Raw genomic sequence first — 22,832 nt, 5'->3', positions numbered from 1 at the left:
ACAGCCAATGCCTGCAAACCAGGCGCCGCAATTCGCGGCCATTGCCTACAACGGTCTCGTGGCGCCCGCCGACATCTATGTGTCGGCCACCGGCTCCGACACCAATGCCGGCACGCAGCTTGCGCCATTTAAAACCATCCTGAAGGCCTCGCAAGTGGCCAATCCGGGCGTCACCATCAGGGTATTGCCGGGCACCTATGCCGGCGGATTCAAGACTTTAACAAGCGGCACGGCCGAGGCCCGCATTCGCTATGTGTCGACGACCAAGCGCGGCGCCAAGATCGTGCCTCCAGCGAGCTCGACGAGCCCAACCGCGTGGGACAACCGCGGCAGCTATGTCGACATCGACGATTTCGAGGTGAACGGCACTGCCGTACAAAGCGGAACAAAATGGGCCAACGGCATCTACACGGCGGGTTCCTTCAACGCCATCAGGGGCAACTATGTCCACCATATCGCCAAGACCGTGACGTGCGCGGGCGGGGGCGGCGGCATCGGATCGGACAGCTACTACAAGGGCGCGCACAACGATGTCCTTGGCAATATCGTGCATGACGTCGGGCCGGCCGGCTGCGCCTATTTCCTGGGCATCTACGTCAACTCCGCCGGTGGAAAGGTCAGCAACAACCTGGTCTATAACATCAGCAACGTCGGCATCCGGCTGGCGCGCGACGCCAACCGCGCGATCGTGTCCAACAACACCGTGTTCAACACCTACACGGGGGTGCTGGTCAGCGGCGGCAACGGCTACCAGAGCGCCGTGGCCAACGACTACACCCGCGTGACCAACAACATCCTTTACGACAACGTCAAGCATGGCGTGCAGGAGTCGGGCCTGACGGGCACGCACAATGTGTACGGCTTCAACCTGATCTACCGGAACGGCAGCTATCCGTTCTTGCTCAACAATGGCTTGCGGGCGGTCGCCACGGTCGCGGCCGAGCCGCAGTTCATCAACTACCTGAAGGCGGGCGGGGGCGACTACCATATCGCCAACACCTCGCCGGCGGTCGGACAGGCCATGGCGCAGGATGCGCCGGCAACCGACCTCGACGGTGTTGCGCGCAATGCGACGGTGGGCTTCGACATCGGCGCCTACCAGCACACGGGAACCGCGCCAGCGCCAGCGCCGGCTCCAGCCCCGGCGCCGGCTCCAGCCCCGGCGCCTGCTCCAGCCCCGGCCCCTGCTCCAGCCCCGGCCCCTGCTCCAGCCCCGGCGCCGGCTCCCGCGCCCGCGCCCGTGCCCGCGCCCGCACCGGCTCCTGCACCGGCACCGGCACCATCGCCGACCCCGGCCACGACCTACCACCGCTACGTCTCGCCAACCGGTTCGGACACCAATCCGGGCACGGCGGCGGCGCCGTTCAAGACCATCACCCGGGCCGCGAGCGGCGCACAGCCGAGCACGACCATCCACGTCGCGGCGGGCACCTATCCGGGCGGCTTCAAGACCACGGTCAGTGGCACGGCCGCAGGACGCATCTACTACGTGTCGACGGTCAAGTGGGGCGCGCGCATCGTCCCGCCCTCCAGTTCAAGCAACAGCTATGCTTGGGATAACCGTGGCAACTATGTCGACATCGTCGGTTTCGACATTGATGGCACGACCTCGGGCGCGGGCACCAAATGGTTGCACGGCATCTACACGGGCGGCTCTTACGGCATGATCAAGAACAACCGCGTGCGCCAAATTGGCACCAAAGTCACTTGCACCAGCGCCGGCGGTTCGGCGATCGGCGTCGACAGCTACTACCGCGGCGTCAAGACCGATGTGATCGGCAACCTCGTGCATGACATCGGCCCTGCCGGCTGCCGCTACATCCAGGGCATCTACATCAGCACCTCGGGCAGCGTGAAGAACAATGTCGTGTACCGCGTGGCCGAGGCCGCGATCCACTTGTGGCACGATGCGACCAATGTCATCATCACCAACAACACGGTCTCGAACTCGCACACGGGCATCATTGTTGGCGGCGGTGACTTCTACCACACCTCGGGCGGCGCCAATTACACCCATGTGCACAACAACATCGTGTACGACAATGTGTACGGTATCTCGGAGCAGGGCAAGACCGGTACCAGCAACACCTACCGCAACAACCTGGTGTACCAGAACTCGAGCTACAACTTCAGCCTGAAAAACGGTCTGACCCACAGCGGCACGGTCAGCGCTGCACCGCAGTTCGTCAGCTACACCCGCACCGGGACGCCAAACTTCCATCTCAACAGCATCTCGCCGGCGATCGCGAAGGGCACCTCGACGGACGCGCCTGCCACCGACTTCGACGGCAAGCTGCGTTCGACCACCCCTGGCATCGATATCGGGGCGTTCGAGTACTAATCGGCAGCAAGTAGCAAGCATCAAGTAGCAGGTAGCAAGCAGCAGCAAGCAGCAAGCAGCAAGCAGCAAGCAGCAAGCAGCAAGCAGCAAGCAGCAAGCAGCAAGCCGCAAGCCGCAAGCAGCCGCAAGCAGCCGCAAGCAGCAGCAAGCAGCAAGCAGGACCCGGCCGGGCGGCACGCATGCGTGTCGCCCGGCTTTCTTTTGCCGCCACGTTTTAGACCGCCAAGCCTGAAACCTTCACGGTTGAGACCAACACGCTCGGGGCCGACAGCTTGGTCTGCCAGCTTGGGCCGACAGCTTGGGCTGCCAGCCCGGGCCGCCCGCTCAGGATCCGGCCGGCATCGAACTGCCCTGCGCGCCCTTGTTTTTTGCCTGCAGCAGGCGGGCCTTGACCAGACGGCGCACCCGCGGCGTGTGGGCTTCGAAGGCAAGGTAGAACAGGTAGGCGAAGGCGACGATCCCGGCGAGCACACCGGCGTAGATCAGTGCGCTGGCCGGATCGGCGGGCGCGAGTCGCCTGGTGCCGAACCATGCGAGGCCGTAATAGGTCAGCAGGCCGATCACAGGCACATGGACCACGTACAGTGTGAACGAGAAGTCGGAGAAAAAGTTGGCGCCCTTTTTGACGCGCGCTAACAACCTGCTCGAGCTGTCGGCCTTGAATTGCATGCTCGAAAGCAGCATCAAGAACACGATGCTTAAGATCATGTCTTGGACGAACGAGGCGGGCACGAGGTCGTCGTTGCTGCCCTTGACCCTGTAGTAGAGCGAGAGCATGGCCAGCACCGCGAACACGAGCACGCGCAGCGTGTTCGAACAGTCGATCTTGATGCGCGAGAAGGCCGTGCCCAGCAGCCAGACGGCCAGGTAGATCAGGATGGGGAAGGTGACGAACGCGGCCGCGAGCGCGAACGCGGCTGCCGCCAGAGCGCGTTTGCCGCGCGCCTTGCTGGTGAAACCGATGAGCAAAAGCGGAAACATCAGGTAGTACCAGCTCTCGTTGGCGAGGCTCCACAGCACGTAGTTGCCGCCGAAGTTGGGCACGGCGATCGTTTGCAGGCCGAACAGGTTGCCCGCAAAACTGAGCAGTGAATACGCGCCGGCCGAGCCGAGGTCGGGCCGGCCCGGGTCGACCGTGTTCGTGACCATGCCGATCAGGACGATCAGGCCGAAGGTGGGGATGAGCACCGTCCACAGCCGCGTGACCCGGTCGACCGCATACAATTTGAGCGCGTCGGGCTGGCCGATTTTATTGAGCAGGCTGCCGCCGACGAGCCAGCCGCTGATGAGGAAAAACACCACGACGGCCTGGTGCGCGAAGCCGGTCGCCAGCGCCAGCACCTGGTACCACAGCGACGGGTCGGCCACGGTTTTAAAGCCCGGGAATATTTCGGCCCGGAGGTGGGCGGCAGCCACTTGCAGCGCGGCCAGGCCGCGCAGCAGGGAGATGAGCAGGCTGTGCATGCTGTCCTGCTCGAGCGCGCTGTGTTTGAGCAGGGTAAATTTGGCGACTTTGTGGGTGTTCACGTTGGCTCCAGGTTGAAACGGCGCGAAGCGGCACGGCACGGTGGCTGTCGGACCTGGGAGTCTGTCGGACTTAGGATCCCTAAGACCGACAGCCTCCTAGCGCACCAGCGCGGCCAGGGTGCTGCCGATGATGCGCAGGTCGGTCCAGAACGTGCGTTCGCGCACGTAGCGCACGTAGTAGTCGAGCTTGGCGGGCAGGATGATCTCGCGGTAGGCCAGCTCGGGGTCGCGCGCGCGCCCGAGGATGGCGTTTTCGTCCTTGTAGCGGATCGAGGCCCAGTCGGTGATGCCGGGCGCGACCGACAACACGATCGCGCGCACGCCCGCCGGATAGCAGGCCACGTAGCGCGGCACCTCGGGGCGCGGCCCGACCAGGCTCATCTCGCCGCGCAGCACGTTGATCAACTGCGGCAGTTCGTCGAGCTTGTAGTGGCGCAGGAAGGCGCCGACCCGCGTGATGCGGCGGTCGGGGCCGACCGTGAGTTGGCCGGCCCCCTCGCTGTCTTGCGCCATGGTGCGGAACTTGTAGATGTTGAAGAGTGCGCCGGCGCGCCCCACGCGCTGCTGGCGGAACATGACCGGCCCGCGCGAGTCGAGCCGGATCGCCAGCGCGGCGACCAGCAGCAGCGGCGCCAGCAGCAGCAGGCCGGCCAGCGCGCAGGCGAGGTCGAACAATCGCTTGCTCATGACAGCAGCGCCTGCATGGCGTCGATCACGCGCTGCTGGTCGGCGTCGCCCATCTTGGTGTAGAGCGGCAGCGTCAGCATCGCCTGGTAGCTCGCCTCGGCCACCGGAAACTGGGCCGGCGCGAGCGCGTAGCTGTCGCGCCAGAACGGGTGCCTGTGCAGCGGGATGAAATGGACGCTGGTGCCGATCCCGCGCTCGGACAGTTTTGCGATCAGCTCGTCGCGCCCGAGCCGCGCCTGCGCCGTCAGGCGCACCACGTACAGGTGCCAGGCGTGGCTGGCGCCGGGTCCGGGGGCCGCCGGCAGGCGCAGCGGCAGGTCTGCCAGCGCGCGCGAATAGGTCTGCGCGAGCGCCTGGCGGCGCGCGAAGAATCGGTCGATCTTGCGCAGCTGCTGGATGCCGATCGCGGCGGCGATGTCGGTCAGGTTGTACTTGAAACCGGGCGCGACGACCTCGTAGAACCAGGCCGGGGTGCGCGAGACGTAGCGCGCGAACGCGTCCTGGCTGATGCCGTGCAGGCGCATGAGGCGGATGCGCGCGGCCAGCTGAGGGTCGCGCGTGACGACCATGCCGCCCTCGCCGGTGGTCATGGTCTTGTTGGCGTAAAAGCTGAACACGGTGATCACGCTCGCGAGCGTGCCCACCAGCGCGCCCTTGTAGGCGGTCGGGAAGGCGTGCGCGGCGTCTTCGACCACGTGCAGATTGTGCCGGGCGGCCAGCGCCAGCAGCGGGTCCATGTCGCAGGCCAGGCCGGCGAAGTGGACCGGGATGATCGCCTTGGTGCGCGCCGTGATGGCCGCCGCGACCGCGGCCACGTCGATGTTGAGGGTGTCGGGGGCGACGTCGACCAGCACCGGATGCCCGCCCAGGTAGCGCACCACTTCGGCCGTGGCGGTGAAGGTCAGGGTCGGCACGATGACCTCGTCGCCGGGGCCGATCCCGAGCGCCTCGAGCGCCAGGTGCAGGCCGGCCGTGGCCGAGTTGACCGCGATGGCCTCGAGTCCGCCGCCGAGGTAGGCGGCGAAATCGGCCTCGAAGCGCTTGCTGCGCGGCCCGGTCGTGATCCAGCCCGAGCGCAGGCAATCGAGCACCTCGGCGACTTCCTCGTCGCCGAGGTCGGGCACGGCGAACGGCAGGAACGGCGCCTCGGCCACCACGGCGGCCGCGCCGCTTGCGCCGCTTGCCCCGGCCGCGACGGCCGCGCCGCCGGCGGGCGTTCCGAACGTGACGCTCGCGCTGCCTGCGCTTTCGCTCTTCGCTGTGCTTTCTCCCGTGCTTTCTACTGTGATCGCCGCGGCCTCTCCCAGCACTGTTGCGCTGGCGGCGCTTGGCGCGCTTGTTGCGCTTGCCCCGATCGCCCCGATCGCGGCGTTTGCGGCGATCGCTGCGCTTGCGGCGTTTGCTGCGGGCGAGCCGGTTTGCGGTGTGTCGATGTCTGCGGCCATGGCGGTTCCTTGGTGGCTGCGCTTTAGGCGCAGGGTGAATCAGGACGTGGGCTGGGGAGCGCTCGGTCGGGCGGCGCGGGCGTCATTGGGAGGCCTCGAGGAAGCGTTGTCCGAGCACCTCGTAGCTCAGGTTGGCCAGCACGAAGTCGCGGCCGCGCTGGCCCATGGCCGCGCGCGCCGGCGCCGGCAGGGCCGCCAGCGCGCGCAGTCCGCCGGCGAGCGCGGGCGCGTCCTCGGGCGCCACCGTCAGGCCGCACCCGGCCTCGGCGACCGGGTCGTTGCCCGCCTCGACCGCGTGCAGCACGGGGCGCGCGGCCATCATGTAGTCGATCAGCTTGTTGGGCGAGATGCCGAAGCGGTACAGCGGTTGGCGCTTCCAGCCGATGTAGGCGGCGTCGAAGGCGGCCAACAGGGCCGGCACGTCCGTCTTGGGCACCGGGTCGAAGAAGTGGATGTTGCCAAGCTGCTCGGCCCGGGCGCGCTGCTGCAGGCGCGCCTTGTCGGGGCCGCCTCCGACGAGCACGATGGCGAGCGGCTCGCCGCGCATCAGGCGCGCCGCGTCGAGCAGGGTGTCGAGCGCGTTGGCGACCCCGTGGGTGCCGGCGTAGCCGAGCACGAACAGGCCGCGCGCGCGCAGCGCGTCGATCGGGGCGCAGCACGGCGGGCGCGTGGCCAGCGCCTGCGCCAGCCATTCGGCCGGATCAATGCCATTGGGCACGATGTGCAGCTTGTGCTCGGCCATGCCGTGCGCCTCGAGGTGGGCGCGCACCTTGGGCAGGATCGAGACGACCGCGTCGGCGTTGCGGCAGGCGTAGTTTTCGGCCGCCTGCAGCAGCATGATGAACGGGTGCCATTTGGAAAAACCGCCCAGCTCCATCGGCGACAGCGGCCACAGGTCGTGCACCTCGAACAGCAGGCGCCCCCCGGCCAGGCGCGCGATGCGGTGCGCCGGCCAGATGTCGGCCGGGTAGGTGCTCGAGGCGATCACGAGATCGGGCGCGAAGCCGGCCGCGAGCGCGCGCGCCTCGCGCAGCAGGCGCAGCACGAAGGCGCCCATGTTGCGCACCCGGCCCACGCCGTTGCCGCGGTAGGCGGGGGTGGCGAACCAGGTGTATTCGATGCCGTCGATGGTCTCGTCGAGGCGCGCGCGGCCCAGCAGGCGCGGCGCCTCGGCCCGGATGTGCGACTGGTCGGAGGCGAGGATGCGCACCCGGTGGCCGAGCCGGGTCCACTCGCGCGCCAGGTAGTAGGGGCGGTATTCCATGCCGTGGCGCAGCGAGCCGGCGTAGTGGTTGATGAGCAGGATGTTCATGGGGGAGTCTCACCACGCCAGTTGTTCGCGCAGCCGGCGCACGTTGCAGCGCGTGCTTTCGCGCCAGTTGGTTTCCCATTGCACCGGATGGGTCAGCAGGCAGATGCGCGCGTGGCGCCCGAGCGCCGACTGCGGGCTGAACGGGTGGAAATAGACGGGATGGGGCCGGTCGCTGATGTAGGCGTCGAAATGGTTCAACAGCGCCGCGTCGTAGGTCTCCCAGGCGATGCCACAGCGCGCCCGCAGGGCGTGGTCGTTGAGGATTTCGTGGTTGAACACCTGGAGCCGGCGGTTGACGAAGTCGCCATGGCTGGCCACGGTCGGCATCGAACGGCCGAGCCGGCTTTCGATCCAGGTGTAGTTCTCGAGGAAGCGTTTGCGGATTTCCGGCAGGCGCCGGCGCACCTCGACGGGGTCGTGCAGGTGGTGCTCCTTGGCGAAATCGGCGACCTCTTCGTAGTGGTAGCTGGCCTCGCCGCCGGCCGCCTCGATCTCGCGCATGAGGCCGAAGTCGAGCGTCGACAGGCGGAAGTAGTAGCTCGCGGCGACCCCGTGCTTTTGCTCGAGCGCGAACATCTTGGCGGCCGTGCGCAGGTCGCTGTCGATGTCGTGCCGGTGCACCAGGCAGCGCCCGGGCGCGGCGCCGTCCGCGCCCGCCGCGACCGCGGCGCCGAAGGCGCGCACCGACAACTGGCGGTAACCCTCGTCGTTGGCGCGCGCGAGCAGGCGCCCGTAGCCGGCCAGGCGCGAGGGCATGAGGTAGTCGCTGTAGAGGCGGTTGAGGACGGTGTTCATTGGAGCGTGTACTTGGCGCGGTAGGGCGCGAAGCCGAGGATTTTTTTAAACTGCTGCAAGCCCGGCTGGGCCCCGAAAAACGTGTCGTACATGATGTAGTCGACGCTGCGCTCGTCGATCAGCTTGCAAATGATCTCGACGAGCATGAGGTGCATGACGCCGTCGTTGTTGCGGTACCCCATGAGCTGGGAGAAGGCGCCGAAATTGCCGTAGTGCCCGTAATTGCAATAGGCGCGCAGCTGGCCCCCGTTGTCGAGCACGCCGTAGTAGCGGAAGTTGTCGATCGGGGAGAAGCGGTCGGTTCTTTCGAGGTACTGCGCATCCATCGGGCGGCCCTGGCGCGTGTCGACCGAGGTGTTGATCGCGTGGATGTCGTCGATGTAGTCGTTGCGGTCGATCTCGACGAAGCGGTAGCCGCGCGCCTTGGCGCGCCTGGCATGGTGGCCGCCGAGGTTCTTGCCCTTGATGCTGTCGAGATACTGCTCGCCCGACGTGAACCGGCCCAGTTCGATCAGGGCCGCGCCCAGCGTCTTGTTGCCGATGATCTTGTATTTCGGGTGGCGCTTGGTGAAATAGCGGAACGCCGGCTCGATGTTTTGCGGGTTGATGTGCTTGTGGAATTGCAGCCGCGCGACGGGCAATCGCGCGATTTGCACGAGCAGGGCATAGGGGCGGCGGAGCAGGTTCATGGTCATTGGCGGCGTGGCGTGTCGGTCCATCTCAGTGCATTGAGTAGCGGGCACGGTGCGGTTTGAAACCGATCCGTCGTTTAAAGTCCTGCAAGCCCGGCTGGGCCCCCAGATAGGTGTCGTACATGAAGTAGTCGAGCCCCCCGTCGTCGATCAGGCGGCAAATGATTTCAACCAGCAGGTAATGCATGACGCCGTCGCCGTTTTTATATCCAAGCAATTGGTCGGTCGATGCGAAATTCCCCAAAACAAGGTAATTGCAATAAGCGACCAGCCGGCCCTCCCGGTCCAGCGCGCCGATGCAGACGGCGCCGTCTTGCTCGGGGTAATCTGTTTTTTTTATAAGATAGGTTTCGTCCATGGGGCGCCCCTGCCGGATCGCGGTCGAGGTGTTTATCGCGTGAATCTCGTCGATGAAATCGTTGCGGTTAATCTTTTTGATCGTGTATCCGCGCGACTTCGCGCGCTTGCGGTGGAAGGCGCCGTAATCGCGTTGTTTCACTGTATCGAGATACACATCGCTCGTTTTGAATTGGCTCAAATCGACCAGTGCGATGCCGAGCGTTTTGTTGCTTATGAATTTAAAACGCGCATGCGGCTTGGTGAATGTCGAATAAGTGTTGTTGATAAGATCGGGATTTATTTGTTTCTTGAAACGCAGGCGGGCCAGCGGCAATTGCGCGACCGTGAGGCCGAGCTTTAGCAGGCGTATTAATTCGCGGGGATTAAAGAGCGTCATAAAAGGAGATCAGTTTGCTTGACTGGCATTGCCAGTTGTATTCGGCGGTGACGGCACGCCGGCCGTTTTGACCCATGCGCTCGGCGACGCCCGGATTGGCGATGAAGTAATCGATGGCGGCCGCGATCGCCCGCGGGTCGGCCGGGTCGACGCACACGCCGCAGCCGCTGTGCTCGATGATGGCGCGCCACACGGGGAAATCGGAGGCGATCACGGGGATCCCGGCGGCCATGTACTCGAACATTTTGACGGGCAGGGCGTCGAGGTAGTTGACCACCGGATGGAGCGTGACGAGGCCGGCGACCGAGGCGGCCATGACGGTGCCGACGCCGTCGCGGTCGAGGTGGCCGAGCGCGTCGATGCGCACCCAGCCCGGATGGGCGTGCATTTCGGACTCGAGCGCGGACTCGGAAAAGGCGCCGGCCAGGGCCAACCGGGTGGGCGAGCGCAGCAGCGTGCAGGCCCCGAGCAGCTCGCGGATGCCGCGGATGGCCGCGATGCTGCCGACATAGCAGACCTGCGGCGATTTTGCGCTCCAGGGGGCGGCCGCGTCGAATTCGCCGATGACAGGGAAGTTGTTGATGTCGACCGTGCGTGCGTTGATGGGCAGGAACTTGTCGCGGATGAAGGGCGTGGCGGCGACGATGCCGTCGAAGCGGCAACAGGCGTAGCGCTCGAACACCGAGAAGCTGCTGGCGGCGACCTGGCGCGACCAGCGCCCCAGATACGGCTTGGCCAGCAACTGGCTCGGGACGTCCTCGTGGGCGTCGAAGACGACCTTTTTGCCCAGGCGCTTGAGTTTGAGGCCGGTGGGGATGAGCTCGGGGTCGTGCAGGTGGTAGACCTCGGCGTCGAGCGCGAGCGCCTGGTCGAACACCCTGCGGGTGGTCCGGAGCATGCGGTTGACGCGCCCGTGCAGGCGCCCGACGTCGACGATGCGCACGCCGTCGCGTTCGGCGTCGCCGCCGTCGTCGGCGACCACGAGCGTTACCTCATGACCGTGGGCCGCCAGGCTGCGACACTGTTTGACGAAAATCCGGGTGTCGTAGCGGGGGTGGGCCGAAGTCAGGTGCGCTATCCGGTACATATTTCCTTCCAAGCCTGTATTTAGAATAAGCCCCGAGCGTTGCGCCGATCATCATGTCGGTGAAGTAATGCGAGGTGAACAAGAGCAGCAGCGTGCTGCAGGTCAAACCGAACACCAATAGGAAATCGCCCGAGGTCTGGTGCTGGAAATATCCTTTCAACACCAGACCGATGGTCGGAATGATTAATACCGCGAGTAAAAAAAAGAAACCGAATATGCCGAGGTCGACCCATGCTGAGAAAACATTGTGGGCATAATGCCCCGGCGCGTAACTGCCATAGTCGCCCCAGATCGGATTCGCGGCAATCGTCTGCATTCCGAGGACATTTAAATGATGCCGTTTGTTCGCTGAGCTCGATTGCGAAAGGTCAAATAATTCGAGCATGCGGTTGTCGGGCAGCGCGGATAATAGCGCCTCGATATTAATGTTGATGGCCGCCAGAAATAAAATGAACAACACCACCGCGCCCATTTTATATTTCGAATAATAAAGTTCGATTATCGGGATCAGGAACAGCATGGCGACGAATTCGCTGCGCGCGGTGTTGAGAAACAGGGTCGGCGCGCCGAGCAGATAGAGCAGCGCGCGCCAGCGCAGCGCGCGCGTGTAGGGGATGAACACCATGAAGGTGACCAGGTAGGAGCGCGAGAAACCCTGGTAGGTGGCCAGGCTTTGCGGGTCGCGCGCGACGCCGAGCGCGCCCAGGTAGAACACGCCGTCGACCGAATAGGTGAACACCACGGCGGACATGCCTAGCAGGCACGCGAGCAGCGCGCGGCGGATCGCCGGGGCGTCGAAATCGGCGATCCTGAAGATGACGAACAGCATGACCATGAACAGCACGCCGAGCAGGTGGTTGTTGACGATCGCCGGATTGGCGCCGGCGCCGGCGTTGGCGGCCACCACGGCCAGAAAATAGGCCAGGAAAAGGCCGAAGAACACATCGCTCTTGTGCAGGAAGTTGGGCACGAATTTGAGCTTGTAGCCGTAGATGAAGCATAGCGGCGGGGCGAACACGAGCGCGACGATGGCGAAGAATCCGCCAAGAAACGCGCCGCTCAGGCCGAGGCCGAGCGCCGTGTGGTAGAAGAAGAACCCCGGGAACAGCAGGGTGAAGGCTGCCGTGGCCCAGGCCTGTTCGCCGCGCAGGGTGCCGGGCGCGCGCGCGGCGGTGTCGGGCATGGCGTTCACGCGGGCGCCATCTTGTTTTGCGAGCACTGCCACGACATGCGCAGGTACACGAGGTAGAGCAGCGAATAGCCGAGCGCGTAGTGGCCCACGCTCTGGCGCAGGGTGCCGGGCGCGACGAACACGGCGAGCGTCATGGCGAACAGCGCGCATTGCCAGAGCAGTTCGATTTTTTGCTTGCCGGCGACAAAAAACACATAGCTCAAGGGGCTGGCGATGAAGTTGAGGAAGTACAGGGGCGCGAGGATCTGCGCCAGCTCGCCCGCCTCGCGCCACGCCGGTCCGAACACGGTGGCAAACAGCGCCGGCGAGAACAGCAGCAGCACCAGCGAGGGCGCCAGGCCGAGCAGGAACAGGGCCTTGAAGGTGTATTGGTAGGCCGCCTTGCAGTTGCCCAGGGTCTCGAAGTCGTGCACCGACTGGCGCTTGAACACCTCGAGCACGGAGGCGGCCAGCAGCGAGATCGGGGCGGCCAGCACGCGCTGGGTCAGCGCGAACAGGCCGGCGGCGAGCACGCCGTGGCGCGCGCCGATCAGGAGCAGTGGCAGTTGCCCGCACAGACCGTTGAGCAGATTGGACGGCAGCGCGAAGCGCCAGAATTTTTGATGCCTGACGAGGTAGGCGCGCTGCACCTGGTTGAGCACCAGACCCGGCGCCGCGCGCGGCGGCACCAGCAGCACGCGCGCGGCGAGCAACCCGCCGGCCAGGCCGACCAGGTGTCCGGCCAGCAGCGCCGCACCGCCCAGACTCGAAAACAGCATCGCCAGTTGCGCCAGCACGATGGTGGCGGCGGCCCAGACCTTGGCCTTGGCGGCCTTGCCGAAGGCGTTGCGCGAGGTGGCGTAGGCGAGCGTGGTTTGCATCGCCGCCGTGAGCCAGGCGCCGACCCCGATCGTGAGCAGGCCGAGCCAGGACATCTGCTGCAACAGCGCCACCCCGGCCAGGCGCCCGAGCAGGGTGCACGCGGTCACCAGCAGCGCGACCGCGGTGGCGCTGTAGAACACGACCTCGAAGCAGGTTTTCTGGGCCGGCGCGTCGTGGTCGAGGATCATCGCGGTCTCGAGGCGCAAGGTGGCGCCGATCGCGGTGACCGCGACCAGGCCGAACCAGACCCCGAACGCGCCCATCTCGGCCGGCGTGCACAGGCGCGTGATCAGCGGCGCGGCCAGCAGCGGCAGCGCCTGCGCCCCCAGCGAACCGGTCAGCACCGTCGCGACGTGGCGCCAGAATGCGGGCGCGGCCACGCTCATGGGCCTGCGGCGCCGGAACCGCCCAGTGAAGCGCAGACGCCGGCCGCGCCCATCGAAGCGCAGGCCGCCGCGCCCGGGGAAGCGGTGGCGCAGGCCGCGGCCAGTGAGGCGGTGGCGGCGGCCGCGGCCGGCCCCGGGCGCGCGCCGGCGCACGCCGCGAGCAGGGTTTCGGCCACGGTGAGCGCGTCGGCGGCGTCGAGGTGGGGCCCCATCGGCAGGCTGAGCACCCTGGCCGACATCGCCTGAGCCACCGGGCAGGGGTGCGCGCGGCACAGCGCGGCGTAGGCCGGCTGCAGGTGCATCGGCAGCGGATAGTGGACCGCGGTCGGGATGCCGGCCGCGGCAAGCTGGGCGGCGACCCGCTCGCGTTCGTCGACCAGCACCGTGTATTGCGCGAACACGCTGCTGCGGTCGGGGCGGCGCCCGACCGTGGGCAGGCGGCCGGCGAACAGGGCGTCGTAGCGTTCGCCGGCCCTGGCGCGCTGCGCCAGTTCCCAGTCGAAGCGCTCGAGCTTGGCCAGCACGATCGCGCACTGCAGCGTGTCCATGCGCCCGCCCACCCCGACCCGCGTGTGCACGTAGCGGCGCGACTGGCCGTGCACCCGGATCTCGCGCATCGCCGCGGCGAGCTCGTCGTCGCTGGTGAAGATGGCGCCGCCGTCGCCGTAGCAGCCGAGCGGTTTGCTCGGGAAAAAGCTGGTGCAGCCGATCGCCGACAGGTTGCAGCTGGCCTTGCCGCGGTAGCGCGCGCCGAAGCTTTGCGCCGCGTCCTCGATGACGGTCAGGCCGTGGCGCGCGGCGATCGCGTTGAACTCGTCCATGTCGGCCGGCTGGCCGTACAGCGAGACGGGCATGATGGCGCGGGTGGCCGGCGTGATGGCGGCCTCGGCGAGGGCGGGGTCGAGGTTGCAGGTGAACGGGTCGAGGTCGACGAACACCGGGCGGGCCCCGAGCAGCACGATCGCCTCGGCCGTGGCGATGAACGAGAACGGGGTCGTGATGACCTCGTCGCCTGGCTTGACGTCGAGCGCCATGAGCGAGATCAGCAGCGCCTCGGTGCCCGAAGACACCGTCACGCAGTGGCGCGCCCCGGTGTACGCGGCCAGCGCGGCCTCGAGCTCGGCCACCTCGGGCCCCATGATGTACTGGCCGTGCTCGAGCACGCCCTGGATGCGCGTGTTGATGGCCTCGCGCAGGTCGAGGTATTGGGCCTTGAGGTCGATGAATTGCATGGTGGCGTCCGTTTCTGTTTTTGTTAGAGGGGGTGGGGGGCCGTTCCGCCGGCGCGCAGCAGCGCGCACACGCCGCCGCGCAGCGCGTACAGGTCGCCCGTGTGCGGGCACGCGGCCTCGGCGTGGCCGGCCAGCGGCAGCGCGAGCCGCTCGCCGAAGCGGCTGATCCAGCCGATCTGGCGCGCCGGCACCCCCGCCATCAGGGCGAAGTCGGGCACGTCGCGCAGCACCACGGCGCCGGCGCCGATGAAGGCGTGGCGCCCGAGCGTGACCCCGCACACGATGGTGGCGTTGGCGCCTATGGTGGCGCCGCGCCGCACCAGGGTGTGCCGGTACTGGTCCTTACGCACCAGCGCCGCGCGCGGGTTGTGCACATTGGTGAACACCATGCTCGGGCCGCAGAACACCTCGTCCTCGATCGTCACGGCGTCGTACACGGACACGTTGTTTTGGATCTTGACGCGGTCGCCGATGCGCACCTCGTTGCCGATGAAGACGTTCTGGCCGAGCGAGCAGGCCGCGCCCACGCGCGCGCCCGCGCACACGTGGCTGAAGTGCCAGACCCGGGTGCCGGCGCCGAGCACGGCGCCCGGGTCGACGATGGCGCTGGGCTCGACGATGGCCCCGGGGTTGGCGCCGGCGCCCGGCGCGATGGTGGCGCCGGCCGCGGCGGCCGTGCGCGCGCCCAAGCCGGTGTCGGCGGCGATGGCGGCGCGGGTGGCTTCGGCGGAATCGGCGGAATCGGCGGTTGCGAGGTCGCGGTCCATGCTCAGTACTCCAGCGGCAGCGCGACGCGCTTGCCGTCGCGCGCCGACATGTAGGCCGCGACCAGCACCTCGAGCGACTTGAGCCCCTCGCGCCCGTCGGTTTCGGGTTCGGCCTCGCCGCGCAGCACCTTGATCACGTTGTCGTAGTAGAGCGGGTGGCCGAAGCCGTACACCGAGGTGGTCGCGTAGCTGGCCTCTTTGACGCGGCTGTCGTCGGGGTCGGGCTCGGCGAAGTCCCAGCGTTCGACCTCGTTGACGGCCACGCCGCCGATGCGCACCGTGCCCTTTTCGCCGAGGATCGTGATCGAGCCCTCGAGGTTGCGCGGATAGGTCAGCATGGTCACGTTCATGGAGCCGAGCGCGCCGTTGCGCCAGCGCAGGCTGAGCACCCCGGTGTCCTCGACCTCGATGTCGCGCGCCAGCGTGGCCGTGTAGGCCTGCAGGCTCTCGACCGGGCCGACGATCCAGTCGAGCAGGTCGACGTAGTGGCTGGCCTGGTTCATGAAGGCGCCGCCGTCGTACTCCCAGGTGCCGCGCCATTTGGCGCTGTTGTAGTAGGCGTCGGGCCGGGTCCAGAAGACGTTCAGGTTGACCATGTAGATGCGGCCGAAACGCTTTTTTTCGACCGCGTTCTTGAGCAGTTGCAGGGTCGCGTTGCGCCGGTTTTGCTTGACCACGAACATGCGCACGCCGGCCGCGTCGCAGGCGGCGACCATGCGCTTGCCGTCCTCCCAGCGCGTGGCCATGGGTTTTTCGGTGATCACGTGGCGCCCGGCGCGCGCGATCTGGATCGCCTGCTCCGAGTGCATGCCCGAGGGCGTGGCCACGATGACGGCGTCGGCCTCGGTCTCGGCCAGCATGCGCGCCAGGTCGTTGAACTGGCGCGCGCCGGTGCCGTCGGCCGCCACCGCGGCCGCGCGCGCGTCGATGTCGCACACGGCGACGAGCTCGCAGCGCCCGGCGTGCTGGGCGATGGCGCCGAAGTGGTTGGCCGCGATCCGGCCGCAGCCTACCAGGGCGAAGCGGATCTTGCGATCGGTCACGGCGGGGGCGAAGTTGCGCATGCTGTCTCCTTGTTGTCGGTCTTGTTCCAGGCCGGTTCCGGCCTTGTTCCAGGCTTGTTCGCAAAACGGGGACGGCCCCGGCCGCCGGTTCAAGCCTTGACCACGTTGGCCAGCGGCGACAGATAGACCCCGCGCGTGTCGATGATCAGGCGCGCGTTCTGGGCGATCTGGGCGTAGTCGAAGGCGCCGTGATTGGTCGCGATCAGGACCACGTCGTAGGACGCGATGCTGGCCGCGTCGAGCGCCACGCTCGAGAGCTCGAAGCGGTGCTCGCGCATGGCCGGGAACACCGGCACGTGCGGGTCGGAGTAGTCGACCTCGGCGCCCTTGGCGCGCAGGATCTCCATCAGTTCGACCGAGGGCGACTCGCGCATGTCCTCGACGTCTTTTTTGTAGGCGATGCCGAGCACCAGCACGCGGCTGCCCTTGACCGACTGCCGGCGCTCGTTGAGGGAGTCGGCCAGCTTGCCGATCACCCAGTGCGGCATGTCGGAGTTGATCTCGCCGGCCAGTTCGATGAAGCGCGTGTGCAGGCCGAATTGGCGCGCCTTCCAGGTCAGGTAGAACGGGTCGATCGGGATGCAGTGCCCGCCCAGGCCCGGGCCCGGATAGTAGGCTGTGAAGCCGAACGGCTTGGTGGCGGCGGCCCGGATCACCTCGTGGATGTCGATGTCCATCTTGTCGGCGATGATTTTCATTTCGTTGACCAGGCCGATGTTGACGGCGCGGTGGATGTTTTCGAGCAGCTTGGTCAGTTCGGCCGCGCGCGTCGAGCTGACCGGGACCACGCGGTCGATCGCCGGCCCGTACAGTGCCATGCCCGCCTGCAGGCAGGCGGCGGTGGTGCCGCCGCACACCTTGGGGATGGTGCGCGTGTCGAAGTTGGGGTTGCCCGGGTCTTCGCGCTCGGGCGAGAACACGAGGAACACGTCGCGGCCCACGGCCAAGCCGCGCGACTCGAGCCGCGGCCTGAGCTCCTCGTCGGTGGTGCCGGGGTAGGTGGTGCTCTCGAGCGAGAGGATCTGGCCGGCGCGCATGTGCGGCAGCAGCGCCTCGCTGGTGCCGAGCACGTAGCTCAGGTCGGGCTCGCGGTAGGCGTTGAGCGGGGTCGGCACGCAAATGATCAGGGCGTCGCACTCGCCGGCGCGCAGGAAGTCGGCGCTGGCCTCGAAGCCGGCCGCGCGCGCCCGCGCGATCTGTTCCGGCTTGATGTGCGCGATGTAGCTGCCCGCGCTGTTGAGTTTGGCCACCTTGGCCGGGTCGATGTCGATGCCGAGCACCTTGAAGCCGACCGCGGCGTAACGCAGCATCAGCGGCAGGCCGACGTAGCCGAGGCCGACGATGCCGATCACGGCGCTGCGGTCTTCGAGCCGCGAGATGAGTTGCATCAGGTGGTCGGGGGTATGTTGGTCACGCATGGCTTACCTTTTCTCGAGCATGAAAAAACCTGGCCCGGCGCGCGCCGGGGTGTGTGCGGTGTACGGTGAGCGGTGTACGGTGTAACGGATGTAACGGTGGCCTGGCGGGCCTTAGCTGCGGTACTCGATTTTTTGGACCGGCACCGGCAGCTTGGGGGCGGCCGGCTCGGGCCCGGGCGCGTCCGGCGCGGCGCGCGCGTTCTGCTGCGTGTAGTCGGCCACGATGGCCTTGACCATCGACTCGATCATGGGACGGTCGTTGGTGTCGCAGGCCATCATCAGGCAGGTGATGTAGGTGTCGAGGATGCCGGCCAGCAGGGCCGGCTCGCGCATGGTCTTGATGCGCGGGTGCTCGCTCGGGAAGGCCTCGCCGTCGGTGAGCAGTTCCTCGTTGAGCTTTTCGCCGGGGAACAGGCCGACGAATTTGATCTCGATGTCGCCGTCCGGGCGCTGCGCGGTTTTTTCGGTCAGGCCCGACAGCGCGATCATGGTGCGGGCCAGGTCGACGATGCGGATCGGCTCGCCCATGTCGAGCACGAACACGTCGCCGCCCTTGGCCATGGCGCCGGCCTGGATCACCAGTTGCGCGGCCTCGGAGATGAGCATGAAGTAGCGCGCCACCTCGGGATGGGTGATCGTGACCGGGCCGCCCTGGGCGATCTGGCGCTGGAACAGGGGGATCACTGAGCCGGACGAGCCGAGCACGTTGCCGAAGCGGACCATGCAGAAGGTGGTGCCGGCGGGCTGCTTGGCGGCTGCCTGGAAGATCAGTTCGGCGATGCGCTTGCTCGCGCCCATGATGTTGGACGGGCGCACCGCCTTGTCGCTCGAGATCAGCACGCAGGTGCCCACGCCGAAGCGCGCGGCCGCGTTGGCGATGCACTGGGCCCCGAGCACGTTGTTGCGCAGGCCCTCGACATAGTTGGCCTCGACCAGCGGCACATGCTTGTAGGCGGCCGCGTGGTAGACGGTGTCGATCGCCCCCTTCTGCATGATGCGTTCGACCAGGGCGCCGTTGCACACCGAGCCCAGGTGGGCCTCGATGCGCAGTTCGGGGGCGCGCGCGAGCAGCTCTTGGCGGACCGTGTAGAGGGCGAATTCGGAATGGTCGAGCAGGTGCAGGCGCAGCGGGCCGAGCGTGGCGATCTGGCGGCACAGCTCGCTGCCGATGGAGCCGCCCGCGCCCGTCACGAGCACCGTCTTGCCGCGCACGCAGCGGGCGAACAGGTCGGTGCGCGGCGGCACCGGCGCGCGCCCGAGCAGTTCTTCGAGCTTGAGCGTGCGCATGGCCAGCTCGGGCGCCTTGTCGGTGTCGTCGGCCAGGTCGAGCAGGCCGCTGAGGATGCGGGTGGTGATGCCGGCCTCGGTCATGCGCCGCGTGATCGAGCGCAGCCGCGCCGGCGACACCGACGGCACCGCGATGATGATCGAGCGGATCGCGAGGCTGTCGACCATTTCGCTGAGGCGGTCGGTGTGGAACACGCGCAGGCCGGCGATAGTGCGGGCGTTGAGGGCGCGTTTTTCGTCGAAGAAGCACACCGGCCGGTATTCGCGGCTGGCGCGCATGGTCAGGGCCAGTTGGGCGCCCGGTTCGCCGGCGCCGTAGATGGCCACCGTGTTGTCGGTCGCGGGGCGCTGGTTGGTGTGGTTGCGCAGGAAGTTGCGCACGCTGATGCGCGAGGCGACGACGTACGAAAACGCGACGAACCAGTAGATGGCCAGCGCGCTGCCGGGGAAGGAGCGCCCGTGCAGGGCCAGCAGGCCGGTGTAGACGCACAGCGAGGACAGCGCCAGCGCGATGCCGGTGACGGTGAGCAGGCGCTTGTCGATGAAGCGGATCACGGCGCGGTACAGGTCGGACATCGAGAACGCGGCGATGGTTGCCAGCGGCACCAGCACGAACGGGGCCGGGCCGTACTGCAGGGCCAGCGACAAGTCGCCGAGGCGCAGCAGCATGGCGACGAGGAAGCAGGCGGGCAGGGCGAACAGGTCGACCGTCACCATTAAGGCCATTTTGGCCAGCTTATGGATGGACACCATATCGGCACAGAATTGGCTCAGGAGGTTGATGTTTGGCGTCGACATGGCGGGATATGCAGCTAGGTTAGATAATCGGCATGGAATAACTGGCGTCGGGGTCGAATGGTGAAAAATGCGGTATATGTTTTTTCTGGGGATGTGTTTTTATTGTTTATGTTTATGCTTTGAAATAAGTTTTTAGGCTGCTTAGAGCGGCCCTGAAAATTTAAGTTTATTATCTGTGTTGTTGAGCGAATTTGGTTTGATTGCCATCAATTGTGGCGGCCTGGTTATTCTCATGGATATTAATTTTTCATAGAGAAATTATTTTAATTTCTGGCGAATGACATTTATTTACACACGTTATGTATGGCGGCAATAATTGGAACGTTTTTTCTGGTATATATTTTCTTGTTTATTGCTTCTTAAAAATAGTGATGAGATGAAAAAGTATATGGATCAGTAGCCATCGTTTGAGTCAGCGGTATCGCGACAGTTCCGCGATTGCGCACCGCGGTATCCGATCGGGCCAGCTTGCGGCAGCTCGCGCCGGCGGGTGGCGCCGGCGCTTTCGCTGATTGCGTGGTTTTATCGCCGCACTTGTTGACGCGGGTGGAACCGCGCGCGCGGTCGCTTAATAAGATGTATTCATGACAATGCGAAGGAGCCGCAATGCACGTCCTCGTCACGCTTGACCAGATCGCCGCGCTCGCGCCTTGCGTGCGCGTGGACTACAGCGACGCCTTCCGCGCGGGCCAGCCGCTGTTCGACCGCTACGCCATCTCGGCATCGCCGCTGCGGGTGGCCCACTTCATGGCGCAGGTGCTGCACGAGTCGGCCGCGTTGACACTGCAATACGAAAACCTCAATTACAGCGCCAAGCGCCTGCCGGTGGTCTGGCCCTCGCGCTTCCAGCCGAAAGGTCCGCTTGATCCCGCGCAATACGCGAACAATCCGCAGAAGCTGGCCAACGAGGTCTATGGCGGGCGCATGGGTAACGAGGGGCCCGACGACGGTTATCTGTTCCGCGGGCGCGGCCTGCTGCAGCTGACCGGCAAGGCTAATTACGCCCGCGCCACCGCGCAGCTGCGCGCGGCGTCGCCTTGCGTGCCCGATTTCTGCGCCGCGCCCGACGCCGTGCTCGAGCCCCCCTGGTGCCTGGCGGTGGCGGCCGCGGCCTGGCATGCGATGGAGTGCAACGCGCTAGCCGACGCCGACCGCCTCGCCGACATCACCAAGCGCATCAACGGCGGCACCGACGGCGTGCCCGCGGTGCGCACCTGGTTGCTGCGCACCAAGCGCAGCTGGGGCTAGCAGCCTGTCGTAGGATCGTCGTCTGCAAACGGCGCCGGACGGTCCAAGTTTCGCCGCTTTACCGGCCGCTAGTTCGCTATTGGCACAGCGAGATCGTCAAAATCCGTCCTCGTCCAGCCCTTTTTCCCGCTCCGACCCGCTGGGACCGACAGCCTCCTAGCGGCCTGGCGGCGCCGGCGGCCCGGCCCTGCAATTGTTGAAGGTGAAATTGGCGATCCGGGTGCGCCAGGTGAAACGGCCGGTCGTCGGAATGTATTGCTGGGTGTACCAGAAGGTGCAGTCGTCGACCGGATCGAGCGTCATCGCGCTCTGGTCGCCCCAGCGTCCGGCCGCGCCATGTTGCACCCCGGTGCCGTTGACGACCACCTCCTCGCGTTCGAGCCGTCCGGGCGCCTGCGTGCGCAGCCGTCCCGTGTAGCGCACCCCGGCCGGGGTGGCGCCGCCGGCGACGCTGTAGCCGAGCGCGATGTTGCCCATCCTGTCCATTGCGATGCTGCCCATCCAGCGGCTGTTCGCGTCGGGCGCGTGGGTGCCTTGCTGGTAGAGCGCGAGCGCGCCGGCCTCGTCGCGCAACTCGTACCAGCGCACGCCCACCGGGCCGTCCCTGGCGGCGCCGGGTTGCTGCACCGAATGGTTCACCACGAGCGAGGCGCGCTTGCCGAAGTTGCGGTAGGCCAGGCGCGGCATGAGGCGGTCGCCGAGCGCGCCCAGCCGTTCGGCGCCGGCCTGTTCGATGCAGGCCCCGCCCATGCTGCCGGGGCAGGCGATCGTGAACGGCGCGACCGGGATCCGGACCGGCGCGCCGAGCGTGTCGCGGGTGAAGGAGTGGCGCCACAGGATCAGATGCTCGCCGCGGCCGTCGGCGCCGAAGTCGAGCGCGATCAGGTAATTCGGGCTGTCCCTGGGCGGTGCGCCCGCGCCGTCGAGGTCGGCCGCGAGCGCGGGACCGAAGGCCGGCCCGAGGTCGCGGCAGCGCACCACCGCGCGCGCGCCCGCCAGCAGCGCGGCGCGCCCGAGCGCGCACACGCGCGCGCCGCGGTAGGCGTCGCCGGCGGGGTCGAACGTGACCAGGCTCAGGTAGTAGGCGTCGGGCCAGACCGCCAGCCGGAACGCCTCGCCCGCCAGCGCGGCCTGGCCGGCGCCGCGCAGCGCGAGCGCATAGCGCCAATAGCTACCCGTCGCGTCGGGCGAGCGCGACACGGCGATGCATTGGTAAAGGACGGCGCCGGCCCCGGCCGCCGTCTGGCTCACGATCCAGCGCCTGGCCGCCTTGTCGTATTGCACGATCGGACTGCCTTGCGCGCTGCGGCGGCAGGCTTCGGCGCCGGCGCTGCCGCCGAACGCGGCGAACACGGCATTGCTGTCGATCGGGCCGAGCAGCAGGGCGCCGTCGCGCTTGCGGTAGACCGCGATCTGGTCGTTGACCGCCTGCACATACTGGGTCTCGCCGACGGCGGCGTTGACGTTGGCCGGGGCCGCCGTCCCGGCGCCGACGCCGTCGAAGTTGAGCACGGTGCCGCCGGTGCTCACGCGCGGCATGCCCGGCACGGCGGGGTTGTCCGGCACGCCGTTGTGGCCTGCGTCGGCCGTCGGCGCCGCGAGTGCCGCGCGCGCGCGCGGTTCCGGTCGCACCATCCGCAGGTAAAACACGGCGCGCCGGGCGCGCGGCGCGGCGGCGCGCGCGCGCGTTGCCAGTTCGCTTAGCGGGGCGCTGGCCAGCGCGGGCGGCAGCACCGATTCGATGGCCCCCGGCTGCGGCTGCGCGCACGCGGCGCCGCCAGGCAAGGCCAACAGCAATGCTGCGAGGTGGTGCGTGGTTTTCATGCGGCTCTCCCGGATCCGGACCTGTCGGCGCCAAGCGGTCGATGGCCCTTGGAACGGGCACGCATGAAGCGTGCCCGGCCGCCTGCGGCTGCGGAGGCGGGACTTTGCCCGGCGCCCGCGCATGCCGCAATGT

At 67.1% G+C, this 22,832-nt stretch carries 18 protein-coding genes; 2 read left to right on the top strand and 16 right to left on the bottom strand.

All coding sequences use genetic code 11. From position 1 onward, the window contains the following. The first annotated feature begins 7 nt into the window (after positions 1 to 7). A complete protein-coding gene (locus C7C56_RS10450) occupies positions 8 to 2,341 on the top strand; it encodes a choice-of-anchor Q domain-containing protein (RefSeq protein ID WP_229458572.1) in 2,334 nt (777 codons plus the stop codon). Positions 2,342 to 2,665: 324 nt separating this feature from the next. On the opposite strand, the gene C7C56_RS10445 is transcribed toward C7C56_RS10450, so the two are convergent. From C7C56_RS10445 to C7C56_RS10375, 15 genes are all read right to left on the bottom strand, one after another. Beyond that, on the bottom strand, positions 2,666 to 3,868 hold the full coding sequence (locus C7C56_RS10445) for an acyltransferase family protein (protein WP_106757357.1): 1,203 nt from the start codon (positions 3,866 to 3,868) through the stop codon (positions 2,666 to 2,668). Positions 3,869 to 3,964: 96 nt separating this feature from the next. Next, positions 3,965 to 4,555 (bottom strand): sugar transferase, encoded by a 591-nt coding sequence (locus C7C56_RS10440; RefSeq protein ID WP_106757356.1) that lies wholly within the window; start codon positions 4,553 to 4,555, stop codon positions 3,965 to 3,967. Next, positions 4,552 to 6,000 carry a DegT/DnrJ/EryC1/StrS family aminotransferase gene (locus tag C7C56_RS10435; protein ID WP_106757355.1) on the bottom strand — a complete coding sequence of 483 codons (1,449 nt, stop codon included), beginning with the start codon at positions 5,998 to 6,000 and terminating at the stop codon, positions 4,552 to 4,554. The genes C7C56_RS10440 and C7C56_RS10435 overlap by 4 nt, the downstream gene beginning before the upstream one ends. A gap of 82 nt (positions 6,001 to 6,082) precedes the next feature. Continuing rightward, a complete protein-coding gene (locus C7C56_RS10430; RefSeq protein ID WP_106757354.1) occupies positions 6,083 to 7,312 on the bottom strand; it encodes a glycosyltransferase family 4 protein in 1,230 nt (409 codons plus the stop codon). A 9-nt stretch (positions 7,313 to 7,321) separates the two neighbouring features. Next, the gene (locus tag C7C56_RS10425; protein WP_106757353.1) at positions 7,322 to 8,107 is read right to left on the bottom strand and encodes a hypothetical protein; all 786 of its coding nucleotides are present in this window, start codon (positions 8,105 to 8,107) and stop codon (positions 7,322 to 7,324) included. Continuing rightward, entirely contained in the window at positions 8,104 to 8,796 is a 693-nt protein-coding gene (locus tag C7C56_RS10420) for a hypothetical protein (RefSeq protein ID WP_106757377.1), read from the bottom strand. The genes C7C56_RS10425 and C7C56_RS10420 overlap by 4 nt, the downstream gene beginning before the upstream one ends. 31 nt (positions 8,797 to 8,827) lie before the next feature. Beyond that, positions 8,828 to 9,535 (bottom strand): hypothetical protein, encoded by a 708-nt coding sequence (locus tag C7C56_RS10415; RefSeq protein ID WP_106757352.1) that lies wholly within the window; start codon positions 9,533 to 9,535, stop codon positions 8,828 to 8,830. Next, entirely contained in the window at positions 9,522 to 10,517 is a 996-nt protein-coding gene (locus tag C7C56_RS10410; RefSeq protein ID WP_229458570.1) for a glycosyltransferase family 4 protein, read from the bottom strand. The genes C7C56_RS10415 and C7C56_RS10410 overlap by 14 nt, the downstream gene beginning before the upstream one ends. A 10-nt stretch (positions 10,518 to 10,527) precedes the next feature. Next, positions 10,528 to 11,805, bottom strand: coding sequence for an O-antigen ligase family protein (locus C7C56_RS29765; protein WP_229458586.1), 1,278 nt, complete (start codon positions 11,803 to 11,805; stop codon positions 10,528 to 10,530). Positions 11,806 to 11,810: 5 nt separating this feature from the next. Then, positions 11,811 to 13,061: a lipopolysaccharide biosynthesis protein gene (locus C7C56_RS10400; RefSeq protein ID WP_106757349.1), complete on the bottom strand. Its 1,251-nt coding sequence runs from the start codon at positions 13,059 to 13,061 to the stop codon at positions 11,811 to 11,813. Further along, a complete protein-coding gene (locus C7C56_RS10395; RefSeq protein WP_106757348.1) occupies positions 13,058 to 14,293 on the bottom strand; it encodes a DegT/DnrJ/EryC1/StrS family aminotransferase in 1,236 nt (411 codons plus the stop codon). Before C7C56_RS10395 ends, C7C56_RS10400 begins: the two co-directional genes overlap by 4 nt. Before the next feature lie 23 nt (positions 14,294 to 14,316). Then, positions 14,317 to 14,913, bottom strand: a complete 597-nt coding sequence (locus tag C7C56_RS10390) for an acyltransferase (protein ID WP_229458584.1) — start codon at positions 14,911 to 14,913, stop codon at positions 14,317 to 14,319. Positions 14,914 to 15,062: 149 nt separating this feature from the next. Beyond that, complete coding sequence (locus C7C56_RS10385) at positions 15,063 to 16,124, bottom strand: Gfo/Idh/MocA family protein (protein WP_106757346.1); 1,062 nt, start codon at positions 16,122 to 16,124, stop codon at positions 15,063 to 15,065. Between the two features lie 89 nt (positions 16,125 to 16,213). Next, a complete protein-coding gene (locus C7C56_RS10380; RefSeq protein WP_106757345.1) occupies positions 16,214 to 17,542 on the bottom strand; it encodes a nucleotide sugar dehydrogenase in 1,329 nt (442 codons plus the stop codon). Positions 17,543 to 17,653: 111 nt separating this feature from the next. Further along, complete coding sequence (locus tag C7C56_RS10375) at positions 17,654 to 19,555, bottom strand: polysaccharide biosynthesis protein (RefSeq protein ID WP_229458568.1); 1,902 nt, start codon at positions 19,553 to 19,555, stop codon at positions 17,654 to 17,656. 678 nt (positions 19,556 to 20,233) lie between these two features. On the opposite strand from C7C56_RS10375, the gene C7C56_RS10370 reads away from it, so the two are divergent. Continuing rightward, complete coding sequence (locus tag C7C56_RS10370; protein ID WP_106757344.1) at positions 20,234 to 20,875, top strand: glycoside hydrolase family 19 protein; 642 nt, start codon at positions 20,234 to 20,236, stop codon at positions 20,873 to 20,875. Between the two features lie 156 nt (positions 20,876 to 21,031). Here C7C56_RS10370 and C7C56_RS10365 read toward each other — a convergent pair whose 3' ends face one another. Then, the gene (locus C7C56_RS10365; protein WP_146204401.1) at positions 21,032 to 22,699 is read right to left on the bottom strand and encodes a hypothetical protein; all 1,668 of its coding nucleotides are present in this window, start codon (positions 22,697 to 22,699) and stop codon (positions 21,032 to 21,034) included. Positions 22,700 to 22,832 lie beyond the last annotated feature (133 nt).

The sequence above is a fragment of the Massilia glaciei genome (assembly GCF_003011895.2).
GTDB classification, from domain to species: Bacteria; Pseudomonadota; Gammaproteobacteria; order Burkholderiales; family Burkholderiaceae_D; genus Telluria_A; species Telluria_A glaciei.
The sequence above is the reverse complement of the archived record's forward strand: the minus strand, read 5'-3'. Positions and strand labels throughout refer to the sequence as shown.